Here is a 25,397-nt window from a genome sequence, read left to right on the forward strand (position 1 = left end):
TTAAGAAATTAGTTTTAAATAAGAGTTTTTAAATTTTATGAAATACATCAAAAAAACCATTTTTCTTTTAACTGTATTTGCAGTAATTCTTTCTTGTAGCACAAGAAAAGACACTGTTGTTAGTAGAAATTTCCATGCAATCACTACAAAATATAATGTTCTTTTTAATGGTGAAGAAGCCTTTAAAAAAGGTATAGAAGAGGTCAATAATAATTATAATGAAGATTGGTTTAAGCAAATACCTATAGAGCCAATAGAGTTTGATGAGGACAAAATTATAATACCAACTATGGGACCTGGTGCAGGTTTTGGAAGTGATACGAAAGAAGAAGCAAAAGAACTTACCACCTTTGAAAGAGCTGAGGAAAAAGCTGTAAAAGCAATACAGAAACACGGTATGAATATTAACGGAATAGAACGGAACAGACAAATAGATGATGCGTATTTATTATTAGGTAAATCTCGTTACTATTCTCAACGTTTTATTCCGGCCATAGAAGCTTTTAATTATGTTATTGCAAATTACCCAAATGCAAATTTAATTGCAGAAACAAAAATTTGGAGAGCAAAAGCTAATATTAGAATAGACAACGAAGAAACAGCAATAGAGTCTATGAAATTACTATTGGTAATTAAAGATACTTTAGAGGCCGATTTACCAGATGAAATAAAAGAACAAGCGCATACTGCTATGGCTATGGCTTATGTCAAATCAGATAGTTTACAAAAAGCAAAAAAACACCTACATTTAGCAACTAGAACTTTAAAAAACAGAGAACAAGGAGCTAGAAATTTATTTGTTTTAGGTCAGATTTATAGCGGTGAAAATAAAAAAGATTCTGCTGTTTATATTTTTAATAAGCTAACAAAATTTAGAAAAGCACCTTATAAATATAAAATTCATGCAAATATAGAATTGGCAAGAAATTTTTCTAAGGATTCTTCTACTACCACTTTATTAGAAAGAATGCAAAAGCTAATAAAAAACAGAGACAACAGACCTTATTTAGATGAGTTATATTATCAAACAGCTGTTTTACACGAAAACAATGATAGTATTAAACTTGCTATAAACAATTATAACAAATCTCTTAGAGCTAAAAACGGAGGAGACAAACAAAAAACATTTACCTATGAAAATTTAGGAAATCTATATTTTAAAAAGAATGAGTATCTTCTTGCAAGTGCTTTTTATGATAGTGTTTTACAAGTATCTAAAGATAGTTTAGATTTAAGAATTAGACGTGTAAAAAGAAAACATAAAAACTTAGCCTCTTTAATTAATTTTGAAAAAATTGTAACTACTAATGATAGTATTATAAGAATTGCTTCGTTACCTAAAGAAGCTCAAAAAACTTTTTTTGAAACACATATTGAAGCACTTAAAAAAGCAGATAAAGAAGCAGCACAGTTAAGGTTGAATCAAGCTGCTTTTGGAGGGTCTTTTGGTGTAAATTCTTTGCAATCTAACAACAAAGGAAAATGGTATTTCTACAATTCACAATCTTTAAATTTTGGAAAAACAGAGTTTCAAAAAATCTGGGGAGATAGAATTTTAGAAGATGATTGGAGATGGTCTGCCAAATCAAGAAAGAATTCTTTAAATACAGATTCTACACAAGTAGTGCAAAAAGATCTACGCTATAATTTAGAATATTATTTAGCAAGTATTCCAACAAAAACAAAAACTTTAGATAGTTTAAAAACATCAAGAAATGCTGCTTTATATGAATTGGGATTAATTTATAAAGAACAATTTAAAAATCCTGAGTTAGCAATACAGAGACTAGAAAGAGTGGCCTCTTTAAACCCAGACATAAAATTAGAATTACCAATTAATTGGCACCTCTATCAAATTTATAAGAGTTTAGGAGAAACACAAAAATCAGACAAACACAAAAACCTAATTCTTACTAAATATGCAAACACAAAATTTGCACAAGTAATTCTAAATCCAAATAAAAAAATTGAAGAAGACGTTGCTGTAAATGAGGTAGAAGAAAAATACAAAGAAGTTTATTACTTATTTAAAGAGAATAAATTTAAAGAAACTATTGCTAAAATAGATGAGATAGTTGCAACAATCCCTAATTCAGAATTAATCCCTAAATTCGAACTCTTAAAAGCGTATGCTATTGGGAAGTATAAAAACAAACAAGCATATAAAATTGCATTAGAATACGTAGCTGTTAGTTATGGAAATACAGAAGAAGGAAAAAAAGCAAAAGAGATTGTAAAACAATTAAGTAAGTAATAAAATGTTTGGTAGTAAAGACAAGAAGGTAGAAAAAAACAAGATTATGGAAAGAAACGTAATTGCAAAAAACACAGTCATTGTTGGTGATATTAAATCTGAAGGGGATTTTAGAATTGATGGAACTTTAGAAGGAACTTTAAAAACAAATGGTCGCGTAATTATTGGTGCCGAAGGTTTTATAAAAGGAAATATAGAGGCAGCAAACGCAGATATAGAAGGTAAGTTTTCTGGTCAAATGTTAGTTACTAAAACGCTGACGGTAAAAGCTTCTGCTCATATTTCTGGTGATGTTACTATTGGAAAATTATCTGTAGAACCAGGAGCAACATTTAATGCTACTTGCTCAATGAAAGGAGCCATTAAGGAACTTAACCAAAAAAATGAACAACAAAAAGCCTCAGAAAAAACCGCTTAATAAAGCATTACAACTCTCTGGTGCAGGATTGCAAATGGGCCTAACAATTTATTTAGGCTTTTTGTTAGGAGAATGGCTCGACAAAAAATTTGAAACCTCTTTTTTAACCCAAACAATTACCTTATTCGCTATTTTTTTAGCAATGTACTCACTAATTAAACAAGCCAATAAAATTAATGATTAGAAGTATTTTTTTTTGTTCTTTGACGTTTTTTACGTTGTTTTTTATTAGTTTTTATTTACATGAAAGTTACATAGAAAAACAAGCTGTAATCTTACCTTTTTCATTAAAAAAAGTCTACTTATTTCACTTGGGGTTTTCGTTGTTGATTTGTATAAATTTTCAACTATTTTCAACTGTTGATAAAATCTTTGAACAACTTGGTTTTATCTATTTAGGAACTCTCTTTTTTAAAATTATTCTTTTTTGCGCAATCTTTTACCAACCTCTCTTTACAGAAGAAAGCTTGTCTCAAATGTCTCAAATATCGCTATTCATTCCTATGATACTTTTTTTATTAACAGAGACTTTTTTTGTAGCCAGAATACTGAATCAAAAGGAATAAATAAAAATACCTTAAAAAAGGGTTTGAAGTTATGAATTATTATGTACCTTTGCGCCGAATTTAGAAAGCGTATTTTTACAATGAAGATTGCACAAAAAACAATCAAATTTCTTACAATAGCACTCATAGCGGTTTTTACGGCTAATGGTTTTGCTTCTGGTACAGACAAAAAACACGACGACCAAAATGATGGCGGACGTGTAAATACGAAAAGTGAAGTAGATGCTTATATCTTACATCACATCAAAGATTCTCATGATTTCTCTTTTTGGTCATATACAAATGATGCAGGTGAAAGAAAACATGTTGGTTTTTCTTTGCCAATCATCATTTGGACAAGTGAAGGTTTGGTGACTTTTATGTCATCAGAGTTTCATCATAATGATGACGGACACGTAATCGTAGAAAAGAAAGGGTTAAAATTCGCAAAAATTCATTCAAAGATTTTTGAATTAGAAAAAGGAGCTGCAACAGTTTCTTTTGATAAAGATCATCATGCAACAAACGCACACAAAGTATTAGATTTTTCTATTACTAAAAGTGTTGTAGGAATTTTACTTATAGGTTTCTTGTTGTTGTTTTGGTTTTCTAGATTGGCAAAACAATATAAAACAAAACAAGTGCCAACAGGTTTTGCTAGAGTTTTAGAACCTTTAGTTTTATATGTGCGAGATGAAATTGCAAGACCAAATATTGGTGATAAACACTATAGAAAATTTACAGGATATTTATTAACGGTGTTTTTCTTTATTTGGGTTTTAAATTTAGTAGGGTTAACTCCTTTAGGATTTAACGTTACTGGTCAATTAGCAGTAACAGCTTGTTTGGCTATCTTTACATTAGTAATTTATACAGTAAGTGGAAATAAGGACTATTGGATGCACATGTTGTGGATGCCGGGTGTTCCTGTTTTAATTAGACCAGTTTTAGCAATTATAGAATTAGCTGGAGCATTAATAATTAAACCATTTTCATTATTAGTACGTTTGTTCGCAAACATATCAGCAGGTCATATTGTGGTAATGAGTTTAATAGCAATTATGTTTACACTTAAAGAATCTTTAGGGGTTGTTGGAGCAACAGGGTTGTCGTTAGTATTATCATTTTTTATAACATTAATTGAGGTCTTAGTAGCTTTTTTACAAGCGTATATCTTTACAATGCTTTCGGCATTATTTATTGGTATGGCAGTAGCAGAGCCTGAGCATCATTAATACAAATTTGTTTAATTTAATATAAATACATTTATTATGTACAATTTAATTGGAGCAGGATTAATCGTAATCGGAGCAGGAATTGGTTTAGGTCAAATTGGTGGAAAAGCAATGGAAGGTATTGCTAGACAACCAGAAGCAACTGGAAAAATTCAAACAGCAATGATTATTATCGCTGCATTATTAGAAGGTTTAGCATTTGGTGCATTATTCTTAGGAAAATAATCCAGACAAAAACAAGAAATAGCGTTCTGTAACGGTTGGTTACAGAACCTATTTTTAAAATTAAACAAAAAAAAACAAAAAAAATAATTAGTTTATAGAATGGAAACTTTATTAAACGATTTTTCACCAGGGTTATTTGTAGTATCAACAATCTTACTATTAGCATTAATTGCTTTAATGGTGAAATTTGCTTGGAAACCAATTTTAAACTCTTTAGAAGAAAGAGAATCTGGAATAGAAAATGCATTGGCATCAGCAGAAAATGCTCGTAAAGAAATGCAAAACCTTCAAGCAGATAACGAAAGATTAGTAAAAGAAGCAAGAGCAGAAAGAGATGCAATGATGAAAGAAGCAAGAGATATTAGAGATAATATGATTGCAGAAGCAAAAGAAGATGCAAAAGAAGTAACTTCAGCACTTATCGAAAAAGCACAAGCTTCTATTCAACAAGAAAAACAAGCAGCTTTAGCAGAAATAAAGAAAAACGTTGCCGAATTATCTATTGGTATCGCAGAATCAGTAATTAAAAAAGAATTATCTAATAAGAAAGATCAACTAGAATTAGTTGAAGGGCTCTTAAAAGATGTTACTTTAAACTAAATTAAGCATGAAAGACGCAAGAGCAGCATTACGTTATGCAAAAGCAATCTTAAACCTTGCTAAAGATTCTAAAGAAGAAGCTGCGGTAAATGATGATATGCTATTTATTGCTACTACCATTTCTGAAAATGATGAATTTGAAGTAATGTTAAGAAGCCCTATTGTAAAATCTTCTGATAAAATAAACGTTTTAAACGCTATATTTGAAGGAAAGATAAACAATATTTCTCTTGGCTTATTTCACTTATTAGAAAGTAATAAAAGAATCGCTATGCTAGGTTCTATTGCAAAACAATATGCAATAATCTATGCTTTTGATAATCACATGCAAGAAGCTAAAGTTACAACAGCTGTTCCTTTAACTGAAGAAGTGGAAAAAGCCGTTTTAGCTAAAATTATAGCGCTTACAGGAGAAAAAGCAAATTTAGTAAACGTTGTAAATGAATCTATTTTAGGAGGATTTATATTACGTGTAGGAGATGTGCAATATGATGCAAGTATCTCTAATTATTTAAACGAATTGAAAAAGGAATTTGACAATAGTCATTACATTCCAAAAATTTAATAATACATCAAATTATAAAAGATGGCAAGTATTAAACCAGCTGAAGTATCAGCAATTTTAAAACAACAGTTAACAAATTTTGAAGCGAAAGCTACATTAAATGAAGTAGGAACTGTTTTACAAGTAGGAGATGGTATTGCTCGTGTTTACGGTCTTTCTAATGTTCAATATGGTGAGTTGGTAGAATTCGAAAACGGATTGGAAGGTATCGTATTAAACTTAGAAGAAGATAATGCAGGTGTTGTATTATTAGGTGCTTCTACTTCAATTAAAGAAGGTTCTACGGTAAAACGTACAGAACGTATTGCTTCTTTAAGAGCAGGAGAAGGAATTGTAGGAAGAGTTGTCGATACTTTAGGAAACCCAATTGATGGTAAAGGACCAATTACAGGTACAACTTACGAAATGCCTTTAGAACGTAGAGCTCCTGGAGTTATTTTTAGAGAACCAGTTACAGAACCTTTACAAACGGGTATTAAATCTATTGATGCAATGATTCCGGTTGGTAGAGGTCAACGTGAGTTAATTATTGGAGACCGTCAAACTGGTAAATCTACAGTTGCTATTGATACGATTTTAAATCAAAAAGAATTTTTCGATGCTGGTGAACCAGTATTTTGTATATACGTTGCTATTGGTCAAAAAGCTTCTACTGTTGCAGCAATTGCAAACATGTTAGAAGAAAAAGGCGCAATGGCTTATACTACTATTGTTGCTGCAAACGCATCAGACCCTGCAGCAATGCAAGTTTATGCACCATTTGCTGGAGCTGCAATTGGAGAGTTTTTTAGAGATACTGGTAGACCAGCTTTAATTGTTTTTGATGATTTATCTAAACAAGCAGTTGCATACCGTGAGATTTCTTTATTATTAAGAAGACCTCCAGGACGTGAGGCATATCCTGGTGATGTATTTTACTTACACTCAAGATTATTAGAACGTGCTGCAAAAGTTATTAATGATGACAAAATTGCAAGTGAAATGAACGATTTACCAGATTCTTTAAAAGGAATTGTAAAAGGTGGAGGTTCTTTAACTGCATTGCCAATTATTGAAACACAAGCAGGAGACGTTTCAGCATATATTCCAACAAACGTAATTTCGATTACAGATGGACAAATTTTCTTAGATGGAGATTTATTTAACTCTGGTGTTCGTCCAGCAATTAACGTAGGTATCTCTGTATCTCGTGTTGGTGGTAACGCTCAGATTAAATCAATGAAAAAAGTATCTGGTACTTTAAAGTTAGATCAAGCTCAGTATCGTGAATTAGAAGCGTTTGCTAAATTTGGTTCAGATTTAGATGCAGCTACAATGAACGTGATTTCTAAAGGACAACGTAATGTTGAAATTTTGAAACAAGCTCAAAACGATCCTTACCCAGTAGAAGATCAGATAGCAATTATTTATGCAGGTTCTAAAAACTTGTTAAAAAGTGTTCCTGTAAATCAAGTAAGAAAATTCGAAAGAGATTATATCGATTACTTAAACGCAAAACATAGAGATACTTTAGATATTTTAAAGTCTGGTAAATTAACACCAGAAGTTACAGCTACATTAGAAGCAGCTGCAGAAGAAATCTCAAAACATTTTGCTTAAAAAATAGTTGTCATTCCCACGTAAGTAGGAATAACAAAACACCAATAGAATGGCAAACTTAAAAGAAATACGTAATAGAATTACCTCTATTAAATCAACAATGCAGATTACATCTGCCATGAAAATGGTATCTGCTGCAAAGTTGAAAAAGGCGCAAGATGCTATTGTAGCAATGAGACCTTATTCTTCTAAATTAACTGAATTGTTGCAAAATTTAAGTGCAACTTTAGATGGTGATACAGGTGGAGTATATTCAACACAAAGAGAAGTCTCTAAAGTTTTAATAGTTGTTATTACATCTAATAGAGGTTTGTGTGGTGGTTTCAATTCATCTATCACTAAAGAGGTTATCAAAACTGTAAAAGAAAAATACAGTAATGTAGAAGTAGATTTATTTGCTATCGGAAAAAAAGGTGGTGATGTTTTATCGAAACAATTTAATATTGTAGCGACAAGAAACGATATTTATGATGACTTAACTTTTGATAATGTAGCTGCGGTTGCAGAAAAGTTAATGAGTTTATTTGCAGAAGGGACCTACGATAAAATTGAAGTAATTTATAATCAATTTAAAAATGCAGCAACGCAAATTCCTCAAGTAGAGCAATTTTTACCTATTAAACCTATTGAAGGTGGGGATGAAGCAGCAGTAAATTCTGATTATATTTTTGAACCATCAAAAGAAGAAATTGTTGAAGCTTTAATTCCAAAATCTTTAAAAACTCAACTATACAAATCTATAAGAGATAGTTTTGCTTCAGAACATGGAGCGCGTATGACTGCAATGCATAAGGCAACAGACAACGCAACCGATTTAAGAGATGAGTTGTTATTAACATATAACAAAGCGCGTCAAGCTGCAATTACCAATGAAATTTTAGAAATTGTTGGTGGAGCAGAAGCTCTTAACAACTAAGACAAACGTTATATAATTAAAAAAAGCGAACCAATTTGGTTCGCTTTTTTTATATCTTGGCATATCATTTGAACGCTATTATAGAAACTTACAAAAATGAAAACAACGAAAATTGCATCTATGTTACTTATTCTTTTTGGTTTTGCTCAATGTGCAAGTACCAAATTTGAAGAGAATCCACCATTTAAAATTAGCGTTGCTACATATAATCATTGGGTTGGAGGTCAACCAGGAGTTAGTGGTACTAAGGTTAATATTTATCTAGCAGAAAAATCGAACATTGTTTTTGATTCTTTATTTTTCTTAAATAAAAAAAACAAAATAGAAGTTAGAGAAGTAAAAGGTAGCAGTATATTAATAGCTAATTATAGTACATCAGTAGCTAACAATAGAAATATTAATTTAAATTTAGATTCTAAAAAAGAGCTAACAAATCAGGTTCCAAGCATTAAAAAATTTCCTTTTGAATTAAAAGAAAATGAAGCTGTAATTAGTTATAAAATTAAAGATAAAATAAAATACTTTAAAATTGTAAAGCTTAAAAAAGCACAAACAGATTTTTACCCTACAAGGCCTAAGTAGTTGATTATAAGTACGTAAACCCACTGTTTTTAGAGTGGGTTTTTTTTGGCACGCATTTTGAAAACACATAAGTATAATCGTAAAACGAAAGCTTATGAAATCTTTAAAATTACTTTTCACATTTATTATAACAAGTGCATTTTTAAGCTCTTGCGTTGTAGTTGGAGATGATTACTATACAGAACCAGGAATCTCCTTAGAACAAGTAGTCTCTGAATATGATTTATGGTATGTAGATTATCATAGAACTACAGGTAGTGGTGATGTTCCTTACATTTCTAAAGCATTTACAGTGTCTTTTTTAAATGGAATATTATACGCAAACAATAATATTGTAGATATTGGTAGAACAGGAAATGGATTGGGAATCGATGTTGGAACCTACAATACATTTAATGGGTTGTTAGAAACAAATCATGATTTAGATGGTGCTAATGATTTTGAAGTAACGGTTTTATCTAATAATGAAATTAGATTATATAGTTATAGACAAAATGTAAACTATTACTTAATTGGTTATAATGTAAATAATTTCGACTATGATAAGTTGTTTTATGAGAACATAGAATATTTTCTACAAGAGTACGTTGCTTGGGAAAAAACAGCAACAAATGGAGGTACTGCAAACACTTTTGATGAAGAAAATTATTTAGCATTTACACCAGAAAATATAACTACATTTTATAGTTCTCAAGATGATCTTGGCACAAATATTGATACTTTAGATTGGAGCTATGTAGGAGGATACGAAGTGTATGATGTAACGGGTTATGAAGACCTAAAAATTTTAACACTTAATTATGATGGCGGAGATATAGAAGAATTTGAGTTAAGCGTTATTAATGATAGTAAGATTCGTTTGTATCATGTAAGTTCAGATACAACTTACGATTTTTCTGGAAGAGGATTTGTACAATATTTAAAAGGTGTAAACTCTGAAAATAAAGCAAAAGAAAATGTAAGGAATACGGGTAGAAAACGTACTAAAGTAATAAGAAAAACAAAGAATAGAAGAGATTTAAAATAAAGTTTGGTTAGTTGATTTTTGGTTGGTTATTTTTCAATAACCAATTGAAAGGAAAACCGCTCTAGAGGTAGAGCGGTTTTTTCTTTGTTAATAATTGATGAAAACTTCACTTTTTAAAGATGTATTTCAAGATGAAGATTTCATAATTTTAAAGACAATTTAAATTTTAATAAAATAAATGAAAACTACTGCATTTATAACAGGCGCAACATCAGGTATTGGAAAAGCTACAGCAGAATTATTTGCAAAAAAAAATATTAGATTAATTCTCTGTGGAAGAAGAGCAGAACGTTTATTAGAACTTCAAAAAGAATTAAGTAAACTTACAGAGGTAACTACATTACAATTTGATGTTTCTAAAAGAAAAGAAGTTGAAGCAGCTATAAAATCGTTGCCAGAAAATTTTAGGAAAATAGATATTTTAATAAACAACGCTGGGAATGCTCACGGTTTATCGACCATACAAGATGGAAATATAGATGATTGGGATGCCATGTTAGATATTAATGTTAAAGGACTACTATATGTTTCTAAAGCAATCATTCCTCAAATGACAGAAAGGAATAATGGTTTTATTGTAAATATAGGCTCTATTGCAGCAAAAGACGTCTATCCTAATGGAAATGTGTATTGCGCTTCTAAACACGCTGTAAACGCTTTAAATAAGGGAATGAGAATAGATTTAAACAAACATAACATTCGTGTTGCCGCAATTCATCCCGGAGCAGTAGAAACAGAGTTTTCTGATGTTCGTTTTAAAGGAGACACAGAAAGAGCAAAAACGGTTTATGCCGGTTATAAAGCTTTACAAGCAGAAGATATTGCAGATATTATTTATTTTGTAGTTACAAGACCATATCATGTAAATATCGAAGATTTAGTTGTTTATCCAACGGCACAAGCTACTGCAACAATTTTAAACAAAGAGTAAGAATGTCCGTATCAAAAATAATAATTGGTTGTATGTCTTGGGGAAAATGGGGAAAACAATTTTCTACCAAAGAACAAGTAGATTTAATGAATTTTTGTGTAGAAAGTGGAAATACAACTTTTGATCATGCAGATATTTATGGAGATTATACAACAGAAATAGAATTTGGAAAAGCATTTGTAGAAAGCGGAATTCAACGTGAAAAAATAGAACTCATTTCTAAATGTGGAATTCAATATGTGGGTGAAACAAGAAGTAATAAAATTAAACACTACAACTACTCTAAAGAATATATTATTTGGAGTGCAGAAACGTCTTTACAAAACTTAAAGACAGATTACTTAGACACATTTTTGTTACATAGACCAAGTCCGTTAATGCATCCCAATGAAATTGCTGAAGCAGTTTTAAAACTTCAACAAAGCGGAAAGATTAGAAAATTTGGCGTATCTAATTTTTCTCCTTCACAAGTAGATTTAATTGCAGATAAAACTCCTGTTAATGTAAATCAAATAGAGTTTTCGTTAACACAACATTCAGCTATGCATAATGGGAGTTTAGACCAAATGCTACAAAAAAAAATTCAACCTATGAGTTGGAGTCCCTTAGGAACCGTTTTTAAAGAAGAAACAAATCAAACCAAAAGAATTAAAGAAAATTTAAAACTACTATCCAGAAAATATGAGGTATCAGAAGATGCTATTTTGCTGGCTTTTATTTTAAAACATCCTGCAAAAGTTTCACCGGTTATTGGTACCACAAATAAAGAACGAATTTTAAGTGCAAACAAAGCTTTAAAAATTGATTTAGAATTAGAAGATTGGTTTACACTCTTAGCTGCAAGTCAAGGTCATAAAGTTCCATAAAATGATAAATAAACGCTTACTTATTAAAAATTTACTTTCTCATAATGATGAGAATAGTTTTTATGATAAAAAGCAAAAATTATCTTTAAACTCAAAAGAAGGGAAAGCAAAATTTTTAAAACATATTTGTGCACTTTCAAATTCTAATCCAGAAAATAATTCTTACATAGTTATTGGAATAGAAGATGAAGAAAGTAAAATTGTAGGTGTCGATTTTTTTGATGATAGTAAGATCCAAAATCTTGTAAATGCCTATTTAAAAAACCCGCCTAAGATAGATTATGAGAATGTTTCTTTTCCAAGATTACAACGCCATAAAGTAATTGGTTTGGTTACCATTCATCCAAATAATAAAATTACTTCGCTTTTAAAAAATGCTTGGAAATATAGGAAAGATAGTATTTTTTATAGAAGAGGAAGTAATTCTATGCCGTTTTATGGCAATTATTTTGAATTAAGAAACACTAATAAAGAAATTGTTGATGCCATAGAAAAAAATGCAAGCAATAATATAGAGCTTACCTTAAATGGGGTGTTTGATTTTATTAAGAATCATAAACCAGAATACAATCCTCAGTACAAGGTTTTTAACGAACAATTTGTGTTGTGTTGGGCAGGAGAAAAAAAAATAATTAATAATGAAGAATATTTTTCTAGAGTAGATATTGAATTGATTAACGAGCAAGTTCAATTATTTTTTTCTGCTTTAGATGATGTAAAAATTAGTTACAATCAACATTCATTTATTATAACTGAATACATTTTATTAGGCTTAGTAAAAGAAGAAAAATATTATCCTTTAGAAAAAACAATTATCAATTTTAAAGAAAATGGAAAACATGATATTGTAAAAGAATTTTTGTTTCTACCCCCTAGATTTGATGATGAAATTATACAACACGTTTATCAGAATAGCAATACAATTGTTCGTAAAATAGAAATGAAACAATCACTTTCTGTAACAGAGTATGAAGATTTATTACGATTGCCAGAAAATTATTTAATTTGTTATTTACAAGGGTTTTTAGATGTAGCAGACCAGCTTAAAAAAGCAAAGAATTACATTAAAAGGTTAGAGGATAAATCTACGTATATAAAATACAAAGAAGCTTTACGTATTATTCGAAAAGTAAAGTACAATTGATTTTAATAAAAAAAACAATAATAAGATATTATTTTTCTCTATTTTGGACCATTATTAATCAATATATTAAGTAACTATTTTTAGTTTTTTTGCTATGAAATTAACTAATTTACTATTCTTTATAAGCGTGTACCTAATAAACTCTTCTATTTAAATGAGAATTTTACTAATCATTAAGAATTTTGATTTAGGTGGGGCAGAAAGTCATGTTTTTACTTTGGCAAATGAGCTTGTTCGTCAAAAACACGATGTTTATTTAATTTCTAACAGCGGTAGGCAGGTTAAGAGTTTATCTCCAATGGTTAAACATGTTTCTTTACAAATAAATAATACTTCTGTCTTAACTAGACTTCCGTTTTTATTAAATTTTATAAAGAAAGAAAAAATTGAGGTTATCCACGGACATCAACGATTGGCTATTTTTTTATCTTCTGTATTAAAATTGATTACCAAAAAACCAATGGTGGCAACAATTCATGGTAGATTAAAGAAAGATTTAAGATCTTATTTGAGTAAAAGAATGGTTTCTAAGGTGATTGTAGTTAGCGGAAACAGTTTAAAAGGCGCCAAAGCTAAAAAAGCACTTACTAATAAAACTATTTTTATTCCAAACGGAACTGCTTTTCAACAAGAAAAAACGACAAAATATAATAGCGATCTAACTTTAGTGTATGCGAGTAGAATAAACAAAAAACATGCAAGCTTAATTAACTTAATTGTAAATAATGTTTGGCCAAAAATTATACAAGAACATCCAAATATAAGGTTAGCTATTTTTGGGGATGGCCCCTGTAAAGAAGAAGTATTGCATATTTGCAACCAAATAAATAAACAACATCACGAAAAATCTGTTTTTTTTAATGGATTTAGTCAAACAAATAAAAAAAACCTAAGTAATGCTTCTCTTGTTATTGGATCTGGAAGAACGGCTATTGAAGCAATGATTAAAGGAATTCCGGTTCTTTCTATTCATACAAAATATATGGGGAAATTATTAACAAGTAAAAATTACAATGATTATAAATATGGTAATTTTGTTAATCTTGATGGTTGTGCTCCAGAAGAAAAGATGATCTATGATGAACTAAACACTTTTTTAAGCAACAAAGAATTCTTTTTTTTGGAAGCAAAAAACCTACAAAATCAAGCAAATAAAGATTTTAATATTAAACATGTTGCTCAACAAATAGTAGAAGTTTATAAAGAAGTAATTGTAGGTTAGTGCTTTGTTTTATAAATTATTACCGAGTAGTCTTAAAGTTCCCAAAAACAGTGTTGTAAGTAGCAATCCAATTCTAGTACCAAATAAGAAACCTTTAGTTAAATCAGTAAACACTAAAAATTGAGAAAGTATTTGTGAAATGACAATTACTAACAATCTTATTGAATTATAATAAATATCTTTTTTATTCGTATTTAAGGCGATTATTTGTTGCGTTTTTTTAAAAAAGTGTTGTCTTTTTATAGTTTTATAAACTTTTTTAAAACAGAAATAAATTCAAGTTTGTTTTCAATATGACTCATATGTCCATCAGGAAAAACCACAAATTCTGAACCCGTTTTTTTAGCTTCCAATAAAGTCATTTCAAAGTCTAAAATAGGGTCTTTTTTACCAATTATCATCAACTTTTTAAATTTGTTTTCTGTTAAAACACAACTTCTATTTGGACGGATTTTCATACCTTCTTGCCCTGCTATATATCCTTGTAAAGAGGTTTTTAAAGCTTCTTCCTTTATGGCTTCTATTTCTTTTTTATAAATAAATAAATTTTCTTGATGAAATAAATTAGAAATCGACATTTTAACCATTGCATTAAAATTGTTTTGCACCATTTTATTGGCTCTAGTTCTTAATTCTTTTCGTTCATCGGAATCTTCACTTGAGGTAGAATTCATTAAACACAAACCTTTTATTTTTTGAGGATGTTTTTCAGCAAAAGCCAAGGCAACATATCCTCCCAGAGAATGCCCAACCAAAAGACACTTTCTAATTCGTAAATGTTTTAAAACATTTTCTACAGCTTCAGCAAATAATTCCATTGAGTGTACATATCCTAAACAATCGCTTTTTCCATGACCTAATAAATCAATTGTAATAACTCTATTTCTTTTTGATATTTCAGGAACAATATCGGCCCACATAGTAGAATTTTCTAAAAATCCGTGTAATAAAACAATTGCGGTTCCTTTTCCAACATCAGAATAAGAAATTTGTGTGTTTTTAAAAGTGATAAAATGTTGCATAGGGCAAAAATATGTATCTTTCACTTTTAAAAATAATTTTTACAAAAATGAAATTTATAAAATCCCTTTTTTTAACATTCTTGTTTGCTACAACAGGACTTGTTGCTCAAATTAAAGAACAAGTTTTAGATGATTTAGTAAAAAACACCTTAACAACTTTTGATGTTCCCGGTATTTCTGTCGGAATTATTAAAGATGGAAAAATAGTATACGCTAAAGGGCAAGGAGTTCGTTCTTTAACCAATAAAAAAGATATGAATGAAAACACCTTGGTTGGCATAGCGTCTAATAGTAAGGGGTTTACCTGTTTTTCTTTAGCGATGATGATAGATCAAGGCAAACTAAATTGGGATGATAAAGTACGAAAATACATTCCTGAATTTCAAATGCACGATGCTTGGGTTACAGAAAATTTTACAATTAGAGATTTAGTTACACACAGAAGTGGTTTGGGTTTAGGTGCAGGAGATTTAATGTTTTTACCAGAGAATAATGATTTCACCACTCAGGATATCATACATAATGTAAAATATTTAAAACCATCGAGTAAATTTAGAACCGATTTTAAGTACAACAACAACATGTTTATTATTGCAGGCGAAGTTTTAAAACGTGTTAGCGGGCTTTCTTGGGAAGAATTTATTGAAACCAAAATTATGAAACCTGTAGGAATGATAAATAGTAAAGCATCTTACAGTAGAGTTACTGATAAATCTAATATTATTGATGCACACACAAGAGCCGACGGAAAAGTAGTTCAAATTCCACATGATTGGAGTGAAACTGCAAATCCTGCTGGTGGAATTTTAAGCAATGTAAAAGACATGCTTACTTGGGCAAATTTTTTAATGAATGATGCGGTTACTAAAGATGGAAAACGCTTGTTAAGTGCCAAACAGTTTCATGAACTTTGGCAATTACAAACCCCTTTAAAAGTGGCTAAAAATGATGCTTACAATTCTAATTTTAGAGGATATGGTTTAGGCTGGTTTTTAACAGATGTAAAAGGAGGACACAAACAAGTATATCATACAGGAGGTTTAATAGGTACAGTTACGCAGTTTACGATGATTCCTGATTTAGATTTAGGAATTATAGTCTTAACAAACCAAATGAATGGTAGTGCTTTTAATACCATTACAAATACGATTAAAGACGCTTATTTAGGATATAAAGATAGAAATTGGTTAAAAAAATTAGGAACAAATAATGCCAATTATTTAAAATACAACGACAGTATTAAAGCAAATGTTTATAAAAAAGTTGCCTTAGCTAAAGCTGATAAAAGCTTACCAAAACCAAAACAAATTGTAGGAACTTATAATGATGATTGGTTTGGAAATATGATCATTACCCATGACGGAACTAAATACAGCATAAAGTGTGAACGTTCTGCTACTTTATTTGGAGAATTATTACCTTACAATCAAACAACCTATGTGGTAAAATGGAACAATAGAAGTTATGATGCAGATCAGTTTATGCAATTTACTTTTGATGAAACAGCAAATGCAAAAAGTGCCACAATGAAACAGATAGCGCCTATAACCGATTTTAGTTTCGATTTTCAGGATTTAAACCTTAAAAAAGTAGATTAAATTGAATAAAACAAAAGAAATTTGGATTGCTGGTTTTGCACTCTTTTCGTTATTTTTTGGAGCAGGAAATTTAATTTTACCTCCCACTTTAGGTGTAAAATCTGGAGCAGATTGGTGGATTGTTGTTTTGGGATTTATCTTAACAGCAATCATTATTCCTATTTTCGCCATTTTTGCACATGCAAGATTGCAGGGAACTTTGTACGATTTTGGTAAAAAAGTTTCTCCTGTTTTTAGTACTGTTTATTGTTTTTTAATTTACATAATTGCAGTGGCAATTCCATCTCCAAGAACTGCAGCAGTTACACATGAAATGGCAATTCAGCCTTTTTTTGATACACCACCCATTTTAACAAGTATTATTTATTTTGTTTTGGTGTTTTTATTTGCAGTAAACAGGTCTAGAATAATTGGTTTAATTGGTAAGTTTTTAACGCCAATTATCGTCATCATTTTATTGGTAATTATAGGAATCGCTCTTTTAACAGCTCCCGGAATTGTAAATCCATCTACTTTTAAAAATCCATTTGTAGACGGACTTTTAGAAGGTTATCAAACCTTTGATGCTATTGCAGGTGTAGTTGTTGGAGCTGTTATTATCATCTCTTTAGATTATAGCAATCATACTACTTTTAATGAAAAAAGAACATTGATAAGAAAAGCGGGTTATATTGCCGGAATTGGTTTGCTTTTAATTTATGGAGGCTTAATTTTAAGCGGATCTTTATTTTCGTCGACCTTTGCTGAAAATGCTTCAAGAATTGAAGTTTTATCTGGTTTAAGTACGCAAACTTTAGGTCATTTCGGAACCACATTTTTAAGTGTTTTAGTTGCTTTGGCTTGTTTTACAACGGCTGTTGGTATTGTTACCGGAACTGCAGATTATATAAAAGGGATTTGTAATAATTCTAAAAGAGCCTATATTATTACTGCAGCAATTGCTTCAATTATCGGAATTATTGTAGGTAGTTACAATGTTGGTTTTATTATTGATGTTGCTGTGCCAGCCTTAATGTTTGTGTATCCAATTACTATTGTATTAATTGTATTAAATGTTGTGCCAGAAAAATACACTTCTAAATTGGTTTTTAGAACTGTTGTAATTGTTACTTTTATGTTTAGTATTCCAGATTTTTTAGGCTTTATCATTCCTAGAGAAAACTTAACCGGAATTATAAGTATCATTCCTTTAGCTAAACATAGTTTAGGTTGGGTATTGCCTACTTTGTTGGTTTTTGTTTTGTTGAATTTGAAAACTTTTGCGACCAACAAAACTAATTAAATACAATTTTACTTGAAGAAACTTGAAACAGATACTATTGATTTTTTGTTTGACAGTTTATAATAAAGAATCTAGTAACTTACTTTAGCATTGTTCTTTAACTTATCTTTTACGATAGGAAATAAATTATACGTTGGGTAAATTTCTGACTTAAAAGCTTTCCAAGCAGTTCGCTCAATGGCTAAATTTACAGCAGCTAATTTTGAAGCAGGAAGTTCCAAAACCACCATTTGACCAAGTCCCATAACCACAAACCAATTTACGATAGAAGTACCTTCTGGTGGAAAGTTTTCATAAAAACCTTGTTCTGTTCTTATCTTTTCAATCTCATGTAAATTCATACTCTGATCGTGTTTAAGAAAGATCGTTAATAACAACTTGTCACTACTTTTTATAGAATCGGTTTTAGTTTCTTTAGATTGTGAATAAGCTGTAAATTGTATTAAGAATAGACCTAGTATTAATGCGTATTTCATGTTATGATTTTTAGGTGTTTTTTGTTAAATTTTAGATTTTATCCTACTCAACGTTTCTTGTGAAATATTAATATAAGAAGCTACAATTTTGTTAGGTAAACGTTTTACAATGTTGGGATTTATTTTAAATAATTGCTTGTATCTTTCGGATGCATCTAAGGTTGTAAATGAAATCAATCTCTTAGAATTATTTACATAGGCCTTTTCTAAATAGATGCTATAAAAATCTTTCCATTTAGGAACAATGGTCATAAGATGCCTAAAATCATGGTGAGTGATATAGAGCAATTCACTGTTTTCAATAACCTGAATTGTTTCTTGTGCCGGTTCATTGGTGATAAAACTAACCAGTTCTGTAGCAAACTGATTTTCAAAAGCAATATAACGCGTAACGTCTTTTCCTTCCTCATTGATATAAAATAATCGTAAGCAACCTTTTTTTACAAAATAACTAACCAGGCTATTTTTTCCGTTGGAAAGCAAAATTTCATTTTTCTTTTTTTTAATTTTTTTAAAATAAGACAACACGATTTTTAAATCATCATCATCAATATTTATATTCTTTTTTATGAAATTAGTCAGTTCTATATGGTCTGTCATTTATTTGTAGTCTCTTACAAATTTACGATAATGAATAATATCTTGAATGGATAGCACCATCAAATTGTGTTCAATTGCAAATTGTGAAATCGTGTCAATTTTTGCCATAGTTCCGTCATCGTTCATTAATTCGCATAATACAGCTTCTGGTTTTAAACCGGCTAGTTTCATTAAATCTACGCTTCCTTCAGTATGTCCTTTTCTTTCCAGAACACCATTATTTTTTGCTCTTAAAGGAAAAATATGACCCGGTTTTGCTAAATCGGTACTACGTGCATTTTCTTTACAAGCAGCTTTAATGGTTGTTAGTCTATCTTTAGCAGAAACTCCTGTAGTAACGCCTTCTCTTGCTTCAATTGAAATTGTAAAAGGTGTTTGGAAGCTACTTGTATTTTCTTTTACCATATAAGGTAATTCTAATGCATCAGCTTTTTTATTTGGTAAACAAAGACAAACAATACCACTACATTTCCGAATCATAAGTGCCATTTGAGTATTGGTCATATGATGCGCAGAGAATATTAAATCCCCTTCATTTTCTCTATCCTCATCATCCATTAAGATAATTCCATTTCCATTTTGAAGGTGTAATAATGCTTTTTCTAAACGTTCTTCACTGTCTTTACCAAAGATTTGTAATGGATCTATTTCTGTAAGTACCATCTTAAATTGTATTTAATTTTTCAATGGCAAAACTAAAGCAGTCTCAAGTCAAACTATTTGATGTAGGTCAATAAATTTTACATTTAGAAATAAAACCTAAAGGTTCTAACTATTTTTACGACCAACAGACAAAATAAACTCAAATTTGGCAATTCAAGATATTACAAAATATTCATTTAAAGAAACCTTTTCTGTAAGTATCGTTCAGTTTGAAAAAGCCTGTACTATAGATCATTCTGTGCAACAAAACGCCTACTCTATTTATTGGATTCAAGAAGGAAAAGGAACTTACAATATCGATTTTGAACAATATACTTTTGAAGACAATGTGCTTTTTTTCTTGTCACCCGGACAAGTTTTTACTGTAGATTCTGAGCAAATAAAAACAGCCTACAAATTGAGTTTTGTACGTGATTTTTACTGCATACAAACCCATGATGCAGAAGTGGCGTGTAACGGAATTTTGTTCAATAATGTTTATGAAACTCCGTTTATAAAACCTTGTGCAAAAGACACGGCAAAACTCAACTTTATTTTAGAGAGTTTAATTGAGGAGTTTCAGCAAGATGAAACTGCACAATACGATATGTTGCAATCGTATTTAAAGCAATTTATCATTTCTTCTGTTCGTGTAAAAAAAGAAAACCATGTAATTAAAGAAGACATAGAAACGCGTCTTTTTAAAGATTTTAGTTTGTTGGTAGAGCAGAATTTTAGAAGCATGCATGCTGTTACCGATTATGCCAACCGATTAGGAATTTCACCAAAATCCATTTCTAAGCACTTTCAGAAGTTAGGCGCAAAAACACCATCCGATTTTATTAAAAACCGTATTTTACTAGAAGCAAAGCGTCAATTGATTTATACCGACAAAACCGTTAAAGAAATTGCCTTCGAACTCGGTTTTAATGATCCTGCTTATTTTACGCGCTTTTTTACCAAAGCAATTTTAAAGTCTCCTTTACAGTTTAAAAAAGAGCACTAAACTCGGTTTTTTGTCATATTGAGCGCAGTCGAAATATGGGCGTGCCCTTATCAGGTCAGGCTTTCGCAACTCGCTTTTTAAAGTTTTATCAAACTTTAAAAGAGCTCAAACAACTTGCTCTATCCTTCACGCGTGCCTTTTTGCTAACTATTTTTCCTTGTCCAAACAGTAGGAACTTTTGTCCAATTTTTGAAGTCACTATCAGTTGCATCTTTGCAGAGTCAATTATCAGAAACGCTTTTTGAAAGCATTTCAAAAAAACTGTCATTCCCGTGAAAACGGGAAACTAACTAAAACAACAACAATTATGAAAACAATAGAAAACACACAATGCCCAAACTGTTGGGGTTACCAAACCTACGACGAGCAAAACCCAGAATTACAACTTTGTGAATGCAAAGCTTAATATAAAAGAAGAATTAAAAATTAATAATAAAACAATTTAAAATACAATTATGAGCACATTTAACGTACCTACAAAAACAGAAGTATCAGAAAATAACCAAGCAATATTTAACCAATTAGAAAAAGGATTAGGTTTTGTACCCAACTTATACGCAGCATTTGCACACAGTGAAACTGCATTAAGTAATTTTTTGGCAATAGGACAAGGTAAAACTAGTTTTTCTGCAAAAGAAAAAGAAGTAATAAATCTAGCTGTAAGTCAAGTAAACCAATGTGTGTATTGTTTATCTGCACACACTGCAATTGGTAAAATGAATGGTTTTACAGAAGATCAAATTTTAGAATTAAGATCAGGAAATGCTTCTTTTGATTCAAAATTAGATGCTTTGGCAAAATTTGCAAGAAGTGTAGCAATTAATAGAGGAGCTGCAACAACAGAAGCAGTAGAAAATTTATATGCAGCCGGATACACAAAAGGAAACTTGGCAGATGCAATTATCTTAATAGGAGAAATTACCATTACGAATTACTTTCATAAAACAACCGACGTTGCGGTAGATTTTCCTATTGCACAGTCTTTAGAATTAGCAACAATATAAATCAAATTAATAAACATTTAAATAATAGAGATCATGAAAAAAGTAATCGCAATTTTAATAGTAGTTTTAGGTTTCGCATTCAGTACAAATGCACAAGAAGTAAAAACAGTTTCTTTAGAACAAACAAAAGGTGAGTTTACACAGAAACAACTTACTTTATCAGAAGGAACGTATATTTTTGAAATAACAAACACCAATGTAGGTCATAATGTAGGTTTTGTGTTGGCGCCAAAATCAGATGTAAAAGCGCATATTAAAAATGCGTATGTTACAGCACAAGTAAAGAATAATACTAAAGAAACTTCTAAAAAAGTAACCCTTACAAAAGGAGAGTATGTGTATTTCTGTCCTTTAAATCCAACCCCACAATATACACTTATAGTAGAGTAGTTTTTTAATTCAAATTAGTGTGAAGGCGAACAGTAATGTTCGCCTTTTTGTTTACAAATCAATATTTTGCTTTTTTTCAAATTACTTCTTATGCGCAACAAGTGTTGGTTAAACCTTTAACAAATAACAATATCTGTTTTTCAAAATAAAAGGCTTATTTTTGCAATTGTTTTAAAATAAATCTAGAATTGTTAAACTACTATTTATATCCCCATGCTACTTCAAAAAAATGGGTAACCTTCGTGCATGGTGCTGGTGGAAGTAGTTCTATTTGGTTTAAGCAAGTTCGTGATTTTAAAAACCAGTTTAATGTTTTAATTCTTGATTTAAGAGGTCATGGAAATAGTAAGCCAACCATAAAAGACACTTTTAAATCTAAATATACTTTCGATTCTATTACTTCTGATATTGTAGAAGTTATAGACCATTTAAAAATTGAAAAATCTCACTTTGTAGGTATTTCCTTAGGGACTATTTTAATTAGAAACTTAGCAGAGAAAAGACCAGAGTTGGTACAGAGCATGATTATGGGTGGCGCCATTATTAAAATGAATTTCCGTTCTCAGGTTTTAATGAAAGTTGGTAATGTTTTTAAGTCTGTAGTGCCGTACATGATGCTTTACAAACTCTTTGCATTTATTATTATGCCAAAGAAAAATCATAAAAAATCGAGGTTATTGTTTGTAAACGAAGCAAAGAAATTATATCAAAAAGAATTCTTACGATGGTTTAAATTAACCTCAGAAATTAATCCTTTATTACATTTTTTTAGAACAAAAGATATTAAAATTCCTACTTTATATGTAATGGGAGCAGAAGATCATTTGTTTTTACCATCCATAAAAAATATTGTTTCAAAGCACCTTTCTTCGTCACTTTTTGTTATAGAAAATTGTGGCCACGTTGTAAATGTAGAAAAGCCAGAAACCTTTAACCATAGAACAATAGGTTTTATCAATTCTTTAGCATAAAAACTTCATCTAGATATTTTATTTAAAAACATAAACACTTACAATAGTGTGTTCTGTGTTTAAGAAACTATTTTATTTACTCTACTTATAGCAGCTGTTTTTGCAATGGTAAGTCTTACAATGGCATCTTCAATACACAATAAATTATGAGGAACACTGGCTTCTAATGCTATTAAATCGCCTTTTTTAAGATGTAATTCTTCTTTGTGAATACCAAATTTAATTTCACCTTCAAAAATTTCTATCACTATTGGCTTGGGTGTCGAATGTTCTTTCATTTCTTGACTTTTTTGAAAGACTATTCTTATTTCTTTGGAAGTGTCTGTTTCCATTAGCAATGTTATTGCTGGTTTCTCTTTTTTGTTAGTTAAGTTTGCTGTTAATGAAGAAGTAATCATATCGTTTAGTTTTTAATTTTTCAAATAATAATCTGTAATACTTTTATCAGACGAAAGCTCTAATAATGTTGTGTTCTCAAGCATTTTTTTTAGATTTTCTCTAATTTCTATAAATTTAAAGTGCAAGGGGCAAGGTTTTTCTGCATTGCATTGATGTAACCCTAAACCACAGCCAGTATAAATACGATTTCCTTCTAAAACCTGAACGATATTATTTAACGAGATGTTTTGTAAATTTTGTTCATCAATATAAAAACCTCCAAAAGGACCTTTTATAGATTGTACGATGTTGTTTTTTGTAAGTTGTTGTAAAATTTTTGCAGTAAAAGCTTGTGGAGAATCTATGGCATCAGCAATAGCAGTTATGCCAATTTTTTCATTCGTTTTAGCTTGTTGAGCAATATAAATTACCGCTCTTAAACCATATTCACAAGTTTTAGAAAACATATATTTAATTTAAAAAGCTAAGGTACAAAAAAAGCATTAAGGATAAACTTATCTTTTAATGCTTTAAAAAAACATTAAAATAGTGATTTTAGTAGTAAAATAAATGTATTTAGAGCTTTTGAAGCTATGATTTAGTTATTTAAATCACTATTTTTGTTGTGTGAAAATAGGTGCAATCTTTCTTTCTTTATTTTTGCTTTTTAAGCCCTTACTTCCACTTGTGGAATATGCTACCTTTTACGATTATATTAAAAATGAACTTTGTGTAAACAAAGATATTGTTGAAATGGAATGTAATGGTAAGTGTTATTTAATGAAAGAATTAGCCAAAGCAGCAAATTCAGATAATGACACTAAAAAGAATCATTCATTCTCAATAGAACTTTCAGTTGTTTATTTTGAAAATACAACAAATTATGTTTTTGGTTTAATTCCAGAACAACATTCAAAAATAGAATCTTCATATCAAAAGATTTATAAATTTCAATACATGGGATTTGTTTTTCATCCACCGATTTCCATTACTTCATAAACGGGAACTTAAATAAGTTATAAATAGTTATGGCTAAATGTGTTTTTACATTTAGTTAGGTTTTAGTGCCTACTTTTTTCTTTCTAAAGAACTGAGAAAAATAGTCCTACAAGACCTAGTGATTTAATGTGTCCCAAAAAGGATACAATAGTTCTAATGCTATTTATTGAATCAGCTAAGTTTTCTTACGTTTTAGTATAGTGACATTAGTAATTATACATTGCTTTAACTAATTAAATACGACGCTTTTACAGTGTTTGTAGGTTCTTTTGGTGCCACTATATTTCAAATATTTTTTAATAAAATAATCATTAAGTAATGAAACTTTTACAAAGATCTGTAATTGTCATATTCGTTATGGTGACTTCTTGTACCCTAGAGAAAACGGATTATGAAGCAGAATTAACATCCGAAATCACCGAATTTATAGAATTCGAAGAAGTGACATCAATACGTAGTGGAGATTATACCATCAGTATTGAAGCTTTAAATGGTACTTTATATAAAGGGTACAACGAAATTCATCTAAAAATTAACAATACACAAACCGGTGCTGTTTTAGAGAATTCTGACGTTACTTTTTTACCAATAATGACGGATGCTAGTGGCAATACAGTTTCTTGTCCACATAGTTATCAATTAGATTTCTCTACAATAGAAGCCTATTATTTAGGGTATGTAGTGTTTACTAGCGAAAGCGATGCAACAGTAGATTGGGAATTATATATTGATTTTACACATAATAACCAAAAACAATCTGTAAATGAATTGATTACTGTTGAACAGCAAACAAATATGAATCTTAACATGACGGCTTTTACTGGGAATGATCTGTGTTAAAAACCTATTGTTTTTTGTTAAATTTTCATCTAATTACAGCAATATAAATTTTGATGATTT

The 25,397-nt window shown here is 30.1% G+C and carries 30 protein-coding genes; 24 read left to right on the forward strand and 6 right to left on the reverse strand.

Annotation, left to right across the window (positions count from 1 at the left end):
- The first annotated feature begins 37 nt into the window (after window positions 1–37).
- The 16 genes from porW (at window position 38) to MC378_RS10065 (ending at window position 14,129) form a co-directional block, all read left to right on the forward strand.
- On the forward strand, window positions 38–2,254 hold the full coding sequence (gene porW / locus MC378_RS09990) for a type IX secretion system periplasmic lipoprotein PorW/SprE (RefSeq protein WP_242178619.1): 2,217 nt from the start codon (window positions 38–40) through the stop codon (window positions 2,252–2,254).
- Between the two features lie 46 nt (window positions 2,255–2,300).
- Window positions 2,301–2,672 (forward strand): bactofilin family protein, encoded by a 372-nt coding sequence (locus tag MC378_RS09995; protein ID WP_242178620.1) that lies wholly within the window; start codon window positions 2,301–2,303, stop codon window positions 2,670–2,672.
- Window positions 2,638–2,856, forward strand: a complete 219-nt coding sequence (locus MC378_RS10000; protein ID WP_242178621.1) for an AtpZ/AtpI family protein — start codon at window positions 2,638–2,640, stop codon at window positions 2,854–2,856. The genes MC378_RS09995 and MC378_RS10000 overlap by 35 nt, the downstream gene beginning before the upstream one ends.
- Window positions 2,849–3,238, forward strand: a complete 390-nt coding sequence (locus MC378_RS10005) for a DUF6168 family protein (RefSeq protein ID WP_242178622.1) — start codon at window positions 2,849–2,851, stop codon at window positions 3,236–3,238. Before MC378_RS10000 ends, MC378_RS10005 begins: the two co-directional genes overlap by 8 nt.
- Window positions 3,239–3,318: 80 nt before the next feature.
- A complete protein-coding gene (gene atpB, locus MC378_RS10010) occupies window positions 3,319–4,452 on the forward strand; it encodes a F0F1 ATP synthase subunit A (RefSeq protein WP_242178623.1) in 1,134 nt (377 codons plus the stop codon).
- A 36-nt stretch (window positions 4,453–4,488) separates the two neighbouring features.
- Window positions 4,489–4,677: an ATP synthase F0 subunit C gene (atpE, locus tag MC378_RS10015; protein ID WP_013993139.1), complete on the forward strand. Its 189-nt coding sequence runs from the start codon at window positions 4,489–4,491 to the stop codon at window positions 4,675–4,677.
- A gap of 99 nt (window positions 4,678–4,776) precedes the next feature.
- The gene (locus MC378_RS10020) at window positions 4,777–5,277 is read left to right on the forward strand and encodes a F0F1 ATP synthase subunit B (protein WP_242178624.1); all 501 of its coding nucleotides are present in this window, start codon (window positions 4,777–4,779) and stop codon (window positions 5,275–5,277) included.
- A 7-nt stretch (window positions 5,278–5,284) separates the two neighbouring features.
- Window positions 5,285–5,842 (forward strand): ATP synthase F1 subunit delta, encoded by a 558-nt coding sequence (gene atpH, locus MC378_RS10025; RefSeq protein WP_242178625.1) that lies wholly within the window; start codon window positions 5,285–5,287, stop codon window positions 5,840–5,842.
- A gap of 21 nt (window positions 5,843–5,863) precedes the next feature.
- Complete coding sequence (gene atpA, locus MC378_RS10030) at window positions 5,864–7,441, forward strand: F0F1 ATP synthase subunit alpha (protein WP_242178626.1); 1,578 nt, start codon at window positions 5,864–5,866, stop codon at window positions 7,439–7,441.
- 49 nt (window positions 7,442–7,490) lie between these two features.
- Complete coding sequence (atpG, locus tag MC378_RS10035; RefSeq protein ID WP_242178627.1) at window positions 7,491–8,357, forward strand: ATP synthase F1 subunit gamma; 867 nt, start codon at window positions 7,491–7,493, stop codon at window positions 8,355–8,357.
- A gap of 96 nt (window positions 8,358–8,453) precedes the next feature.
- The gene (locus MC378_RS10040) at window positions 8,454–8,939 is read left to right on the forward strand and encodes a hypothetical protein (protein WP_242178628.1); all 486 of its coding nucleotides are present in this window, start codon (window positions 8,454–8,456) and stop codon (window positions 8,937–8,939) included.
- 94 nt (window positions 8,940–9,033) lie between these two features.
- On the forward strand, window positions 9,034–9,966 hold the full coding sequence (locus MC378_RS10045) for a hypothetical protein (protein WP_242178629.1): 933 nt from the start codon (window positions 9,034–9,036) through the stop codon (window positions 9,964–9,966).
- Between the two features lie 178 nt (window positions 9,967–10,144).
- The gene (locus tag MC378_RS10050; RefSeq protein WP_242178630.1) at window positions 10,145–10,897 is read left to right on the forward strand and encodes an SDR family NAD(P)-dependent oxidoreductase; all 753 of its coding nucleotides are present in this window, start codon (window positions 10,145–10,147) and stop codon (window positions 10,895–10,897) included.
- Window positions 10,898–10,899: 2 nt separating this feature from the next.
- Window positions 10,900–11,763, forward strand: a complete 864-nt coding sequence (locus tag MC378_RS10055) for an aldo/keto reductase (RefSeq protein ID WP_242178631.1) — start codon at window positions 10,900–10,902, stop codon at window positions 11,761–11,763.
- Window position 11,764: 1 nt separating this feature from the next.
- The gene (locus MC378_RS10060; RefSeq protein WP_242178632.1) at window positions 11,765–12,907 is read left to right on the forward strand and encodes an ATP-binding protein; all 1,143 of its coding nucleotides are present in this window, start codon (window positions 11,765–11,767) and stop codon (window positions 12,905–12,907) included.
- A 154-nt stretch (window positions 12,908–13,061) separates the two neighbouring features.
- A complete protein-coding gene (locus MC378_RS10065; RefSeq protein ID WP_242178633.1) occupies window positions 13,062–14,129 on the forward strand; it encodes a glycosyltransferase family 4 protein in 1,068 nt (355 codons plus the stop codon).
- A 239-nt stretch (window positions 14,130–14,368) separates the two neighbouring features.
- Here the strand turns inward: MC378_RS10065 and MC378_RS10070 are convergent, their stop codons facing one another.
- Window positions 14,369–15,151: an alpha/beta fold hydrolase gene (locus MC378_RS10070; protein ID WP_242178652.1), complete on the reverse strand. Its 783-nt coding sequence runs from the start codon at window positions 15,149–15,151 to the stop codon at window positions 14,369–14,371.
- A 47-nt stretch (window positions 15,152–15,198) separates the two neighbouring features.
- On the opposite strand from MC378_RS10070, the gene MC378_RS10075 reads away from it, so the two are divergent.
- Complete coding sequence (locus MC378_RS10075; RefSeq protein WP_242178634.1) at window positions 15,199–16,749, forward strand: serine hydrolase; 1,551 nt, start codon at window positions 15,199–15,201, stop codon at window positions 16,747–16,749.
- Window position 16,750: 1 nt separating this feature from the next.
- Window positions 16,751–18,031, forward strand: a complete 1,281-nt coding sequence (gene brnQ, locus MC378_RS10080) for a branched-chain amino acid transport system II carrier protein (RefSeq protein ID WP_242178635.1) — start codon at window positions 16,751–16,753, stop codon at window positions 18,029–18,031.
- Between the two features lie 71 nt (window positions 18,032–18,102).
- Here the strand turns inward: brnQ and MC378_RS10085 are convergent, their stop codons facing one another.
- The 3 genes from MC378_RS10085 to ribB are packed head-to-tail and all read right to left on the reverse strand — an operon-like array spanning window position 18,103 to window position 19,770.
- Complete coding sequence (locus MC378_RS10085; protein WP_242178636.1) at window positions 18,103–18,507, reverse strand: hypothetical protein; 405 nt, start codon at window positions 18,505–18,507, stop codon at window positions 18,103–18,105.
- Window positions 18,508–18,531: 24 nt separating this feature from the next.
- Window positions 18,532–19,107: a Crp/Fnr family transcriptional regulator gene (locus MC378_RS10090; RefSeq protein ID WP_242178637.1), complete on the reverse strand. Its 576-nt coding sequence runs from the start codon at window positions 19,105–19,107 to the stop codon at window positions 18,532–18,534.
- Window positions 19,108–19,770 (reverse strand): 3,4-dihydroxy-2-butanone-4-phosphate synthase, encoded by a 663-nt coding sequence (ribB, locus tag MC378_RS10095; RefSeq protein ID WP_242178638.1) that lies wholly within the window; start codon window positions 19,768–19,770, stop codon window positions 19,108–19,110.
- A 145-nt stretch (window positions 19,771–19,915) separates the two neighbouring features.
- Here ribB and MC378_RS10100 point away from each other — a divergent pair, with 145 nt between their 5' ends.
- From MC378_RS10100 to MC378_RS10115, 4 genes are all read left to right on the forward strand, one after another.
- Window positions 19,916–20,755 carry a helix-turn-helix domain-containing protein gene (locus tag MC378_RS10100; protein ID WP_242178639.1) on the forward strand — a complete coding sequence of 280 codons (840 nt, stop codon included), beginning with the start codon at window positions 19,916–19,918 and terminating at the stop codon, window positions 20,753–20,755.
- A gap of 455 nt (window positions 20,756–21,210) precedes the next feature.
- The gene (locus MC378_RS10105; protein WP_242178640.1) at window positions 21,211–21,759 is read left to right on the forward strand and encodes a carboxymuconolactone decarboxylase family protein; all 549 of its coding nucleotides are present in this window, start codon (window positions 21,211–21,213) and stop codon (window positions 21,757–21,759) included.
- A 33-nt stretch (window positions 21,760–21,792) separates the two neighbouring features.
- Complete coding sequence (locus tag MC378_RS10110; protein ID WP_242178641.1) at window positions 21,793–22,149, forward strand: cupredoxin domain-containing protein; 357 nt, start codon at window positions 21,793–21,795, stop codon at window positions 22,147–22,149.
- A 188-nt stretch (window positions 22,150–22,337) separates the two neighbouring features.
- Window positions 22,338–23,120 carry an alpha/beta fold hydrolase gene (locus tag MC378_RS10115; RefSeq protein ID WP_242178642.1) on the forward strand — a complete coding sequence of 261 codons (783 nt, stop codon included), beginning with the start codon at window positions 22,338–22,340 and terminating at the stop codon, window positions 23,118–23,120.
- A 59-nt stretch (window positions 23,121–23,179) separates the two neighbouring features.
- Here the strand turns inward: MC378_RS10115 and MC378_RS10120 are convergent, their stop codons facing one another.
- Both MC378_RS10120 and MC378_RS10125 read right to left on the reverse strand, forming a co-directional pair.
- The gene (locus tag MC378_RS10120; protein ID WP_242178643.1) at window positions 23,180–23,518 is read right to left on the reverse strand and encodes a cupin domain-containing protein; all 339 of its coding nucleotides are present in this window, start codon (window positions 23,516–23,518) and stop codon (window positions 23,180–23,182) included.
- A 12-nt stretch (window positions 23,519–23,530) separates the two neighbouring features.
- The gene (locus MC378_RS10125; RefSeq protein WP_242178644.1) at window positions 23,531–23,965 is read right to left on the reverse strand and encodes an RrF2 family transcriptional regulator; all 435 of its coding nucleotides are present in this window, start codon (window positions 23,963–23,965) and stop codon (window positions 23,531–23,533) included.
- A 220-nt stretch (window positions 23,966–24,185) separates the two neighbouring features.
- Here MC378_RS10125 and MC378_RS10130 point away from each other — a divergent pair, with 220 nt between their 5' ends.
- Window positions 24,186–24,497 (forward strand): hypothetical protein, encoded by a 312-nt coding sequence (locus MC378_RS10130; RefSeq protein ID WP_242178645.1) that lies wholly within the window; start codon window positions 24,186–24,188, stop codon window positions 24,495–24,497.
- A gap of 318 nt (window positions 24,498–24,815) precedes the next feature.
- Window positions 24,816–25,337, forward strand: a complete 522-nt coding sequence (locus MC378_RS10135; RefSeq protein WP_242178646.1) for a hypothetical protein — start codon at window positions 24,816–24,818, stop codon at window positions 25,335–25,337.
- Window positions 25,338–25,397: the final 60 nt, after the last annotated feature.

Origin of the sequence: Polaribacter marinus, assembly GCF_022662535.1 — a bacterium.
Lineage (GTDB): Bacteria > Bacteroidota > Bacteroidia > Flavobacteriales > Flavobacteriaceae > Polaribacter > Polaribacter marinus.

Excerpts from the sequence above, each read along its gene's own strand:
- MC378_RS10070 (WP_242178652.1), bottom strand. The coding sequence starts at position 15,151 with ATGCAACATTTTATCACTTTTAAAAACACACAAATTTCTTATTCTGAT.
- MC378_RS10040 (WP_242178628.1), top strand. The coding sequence starts at position 8,454 with ATGAAAACAACGAAAATTGCATCTATGTTACTTATTCTTTTTGGTTTT.
- MC378_RS10005 (WP_242178622.1), top strand. The coding sequence starts at position 2,849 with ATGATTAGAAGTATTTTTTTTTGTTCTTTGACGTTTTTTACGTTGTTT.
- MC378_RS10060 (WP_242178632.1), top strand. The coding sequence starts at position 11,765 with ATGATAAATAAACGCTTACTTATTAAAAATTTACTTTCTCATAATGAT.
- ribB (WP_242178638.1), bottom strand. The coding sequence starts at position 19,770 with ATGGTACTTACAGAAATAGATCCATTACAAATCTTTGGTAAAGACAGT.
- atpG (WP_242178627.1), top strand. The coding sequence starts at position 7,491 with ATGGCAAACTTAAAAGAAATACGTAATAGAATTACCTCTATTAAATCA.
- MC378_RS10090 (WP_242178637.1), bottom strand. The coding sequence starts at position 19,107 with ATGACAGACCATATAGAACTGACTAATTTCATAAAAAAGAATATAAAT.
- MC378_RS10105 (WP_242178640.1), top strand. The coding sequence starts at position 21,211 with ATGAGCACATTTAACGTACCTACAAAAACAGAAGTATCAGAAAATAAC.
- MC378_RS10125 (WP_242178644.1), bottom strand. The coding sequence starts at position 23,965 with ATGTTTTCTAAAACTTGTGAATATGGTTTAAGAGCGGTAATTTATATT.
- MC378_RS10085 (WP_242178636.1), bottom strand. The coding sequence starts at position 18,507 with ATGAAATACGCATTAATACTAGGTCTATTCTTAATACAATTTACAGCT.
- MC378_RS10065 (WP_242178633.1), top strand. The coding sequence starts at position 13,062 with ATGAGAATTTTACTAATCATTAAGAATTTTGATTTAGGTGGGGCAGAA.
- atpA (WP_242178626.1), top strand. The coding sequence starts at position 5,864 with ATGGCAAGTATTAAACCAGCTGAAGTATCAGCAATTTTAAAACAACAG.
- atpB (WP_242178623.1), top strand. The coding sequence starts at position 3,319 with ATGAAGATTGCACAAAAAACAATCAAATTTCTTACAATAGCACTCATA.
- MC378_RS09995 (WP_242178620.1), top strand. The coding sequence starts at position 2,301 with ATGGAAAGAAACGTAATTGCAAAAAACACAGTCATTGTTGGTGATATT.
- MC378_RS10050 (WP_242178630.1), top strand. The coding sequence starts at position 10,145 with ATGAAAACTACTGCATTTATAACAGGCGCAACATCAGGTATTGGAAAA.
- MC378_RS10000 (WP_242178621.1), top strand. The coding sequence starts at position 2,638 with ATGAACAACAAAAAGCCTCAGAAAAAACCGCTTAATAAAGCATTACAA.
- MC378_RS10075 (WP_242178634.1), top strand. The coding sequence starts at position 15,199 with ATGAAATTTATAAAATCCCTTTTTTTAACATTCTTGTTTGCTACAACA.
- MC378_RS10120 (WP_242178643.1), bottom strand. The coding sequence starts at position 23,518 with ATGATTACTTCTTCATTAACAGCAAACTTAACTAACAAAAAAGAGAAA.
- MC378_RS10055 (WP_242178631.1), top strand. The coding sequence starts at position 10,900 with ATGTCCGTATCAAAAATAATAATTGGTTGTATGTCTTGGGGAAAATGG.
- atpH (WP_242178625.1), top strand. The coding sequence starts at position 5,285 with ATGAAAGACGCAAGAGCAGCATTACGTTATGCAAAAGCAATCTTAAAC.
- MC378_RS10020 (WP_242178624.1), top strand. The coding sequence starts at position 4,777 with ATGGAAACTTTATTAAACGATTTTTCACCAGGGTTATTTGTAGTATCA.
- MC378_RS10045 (WP_242178629.1), top strand. The coding sequence starts at position 9,034 with ATGAAATCTTTAAAATTACTTTTCACATTTATTATAACAAGTGCATTT.
- atpE (WP_013993139.1), top strand. The coding sequence starts at position 4,489 with ATGTACAATTTAATTGGAGCAGGATTAATCGTAATCGGAGCAGGAATT.
- porW (WP_242178619.1), top strand. The coding sequence starts at position 38 with ATGAAATACATCAAAAAAACCATTTTTCTTTTAACTGTATTTGCAGTA.
- MC378_RS10110 (WP_242178641.1), top strand. The coding sequence starts at position 21,793 with ATGAAAAAAGTAATCGCAATTTTAATAGTAGTTTTAGGTTTCGCATTC.
- MC378_RS10135 (WP_242178646.1), top strand. The coding sequence starts at position 24,816 with ATGAAACTTTTACAAAGATCTGTAATTGTCATATTCGTTATGGTGACT.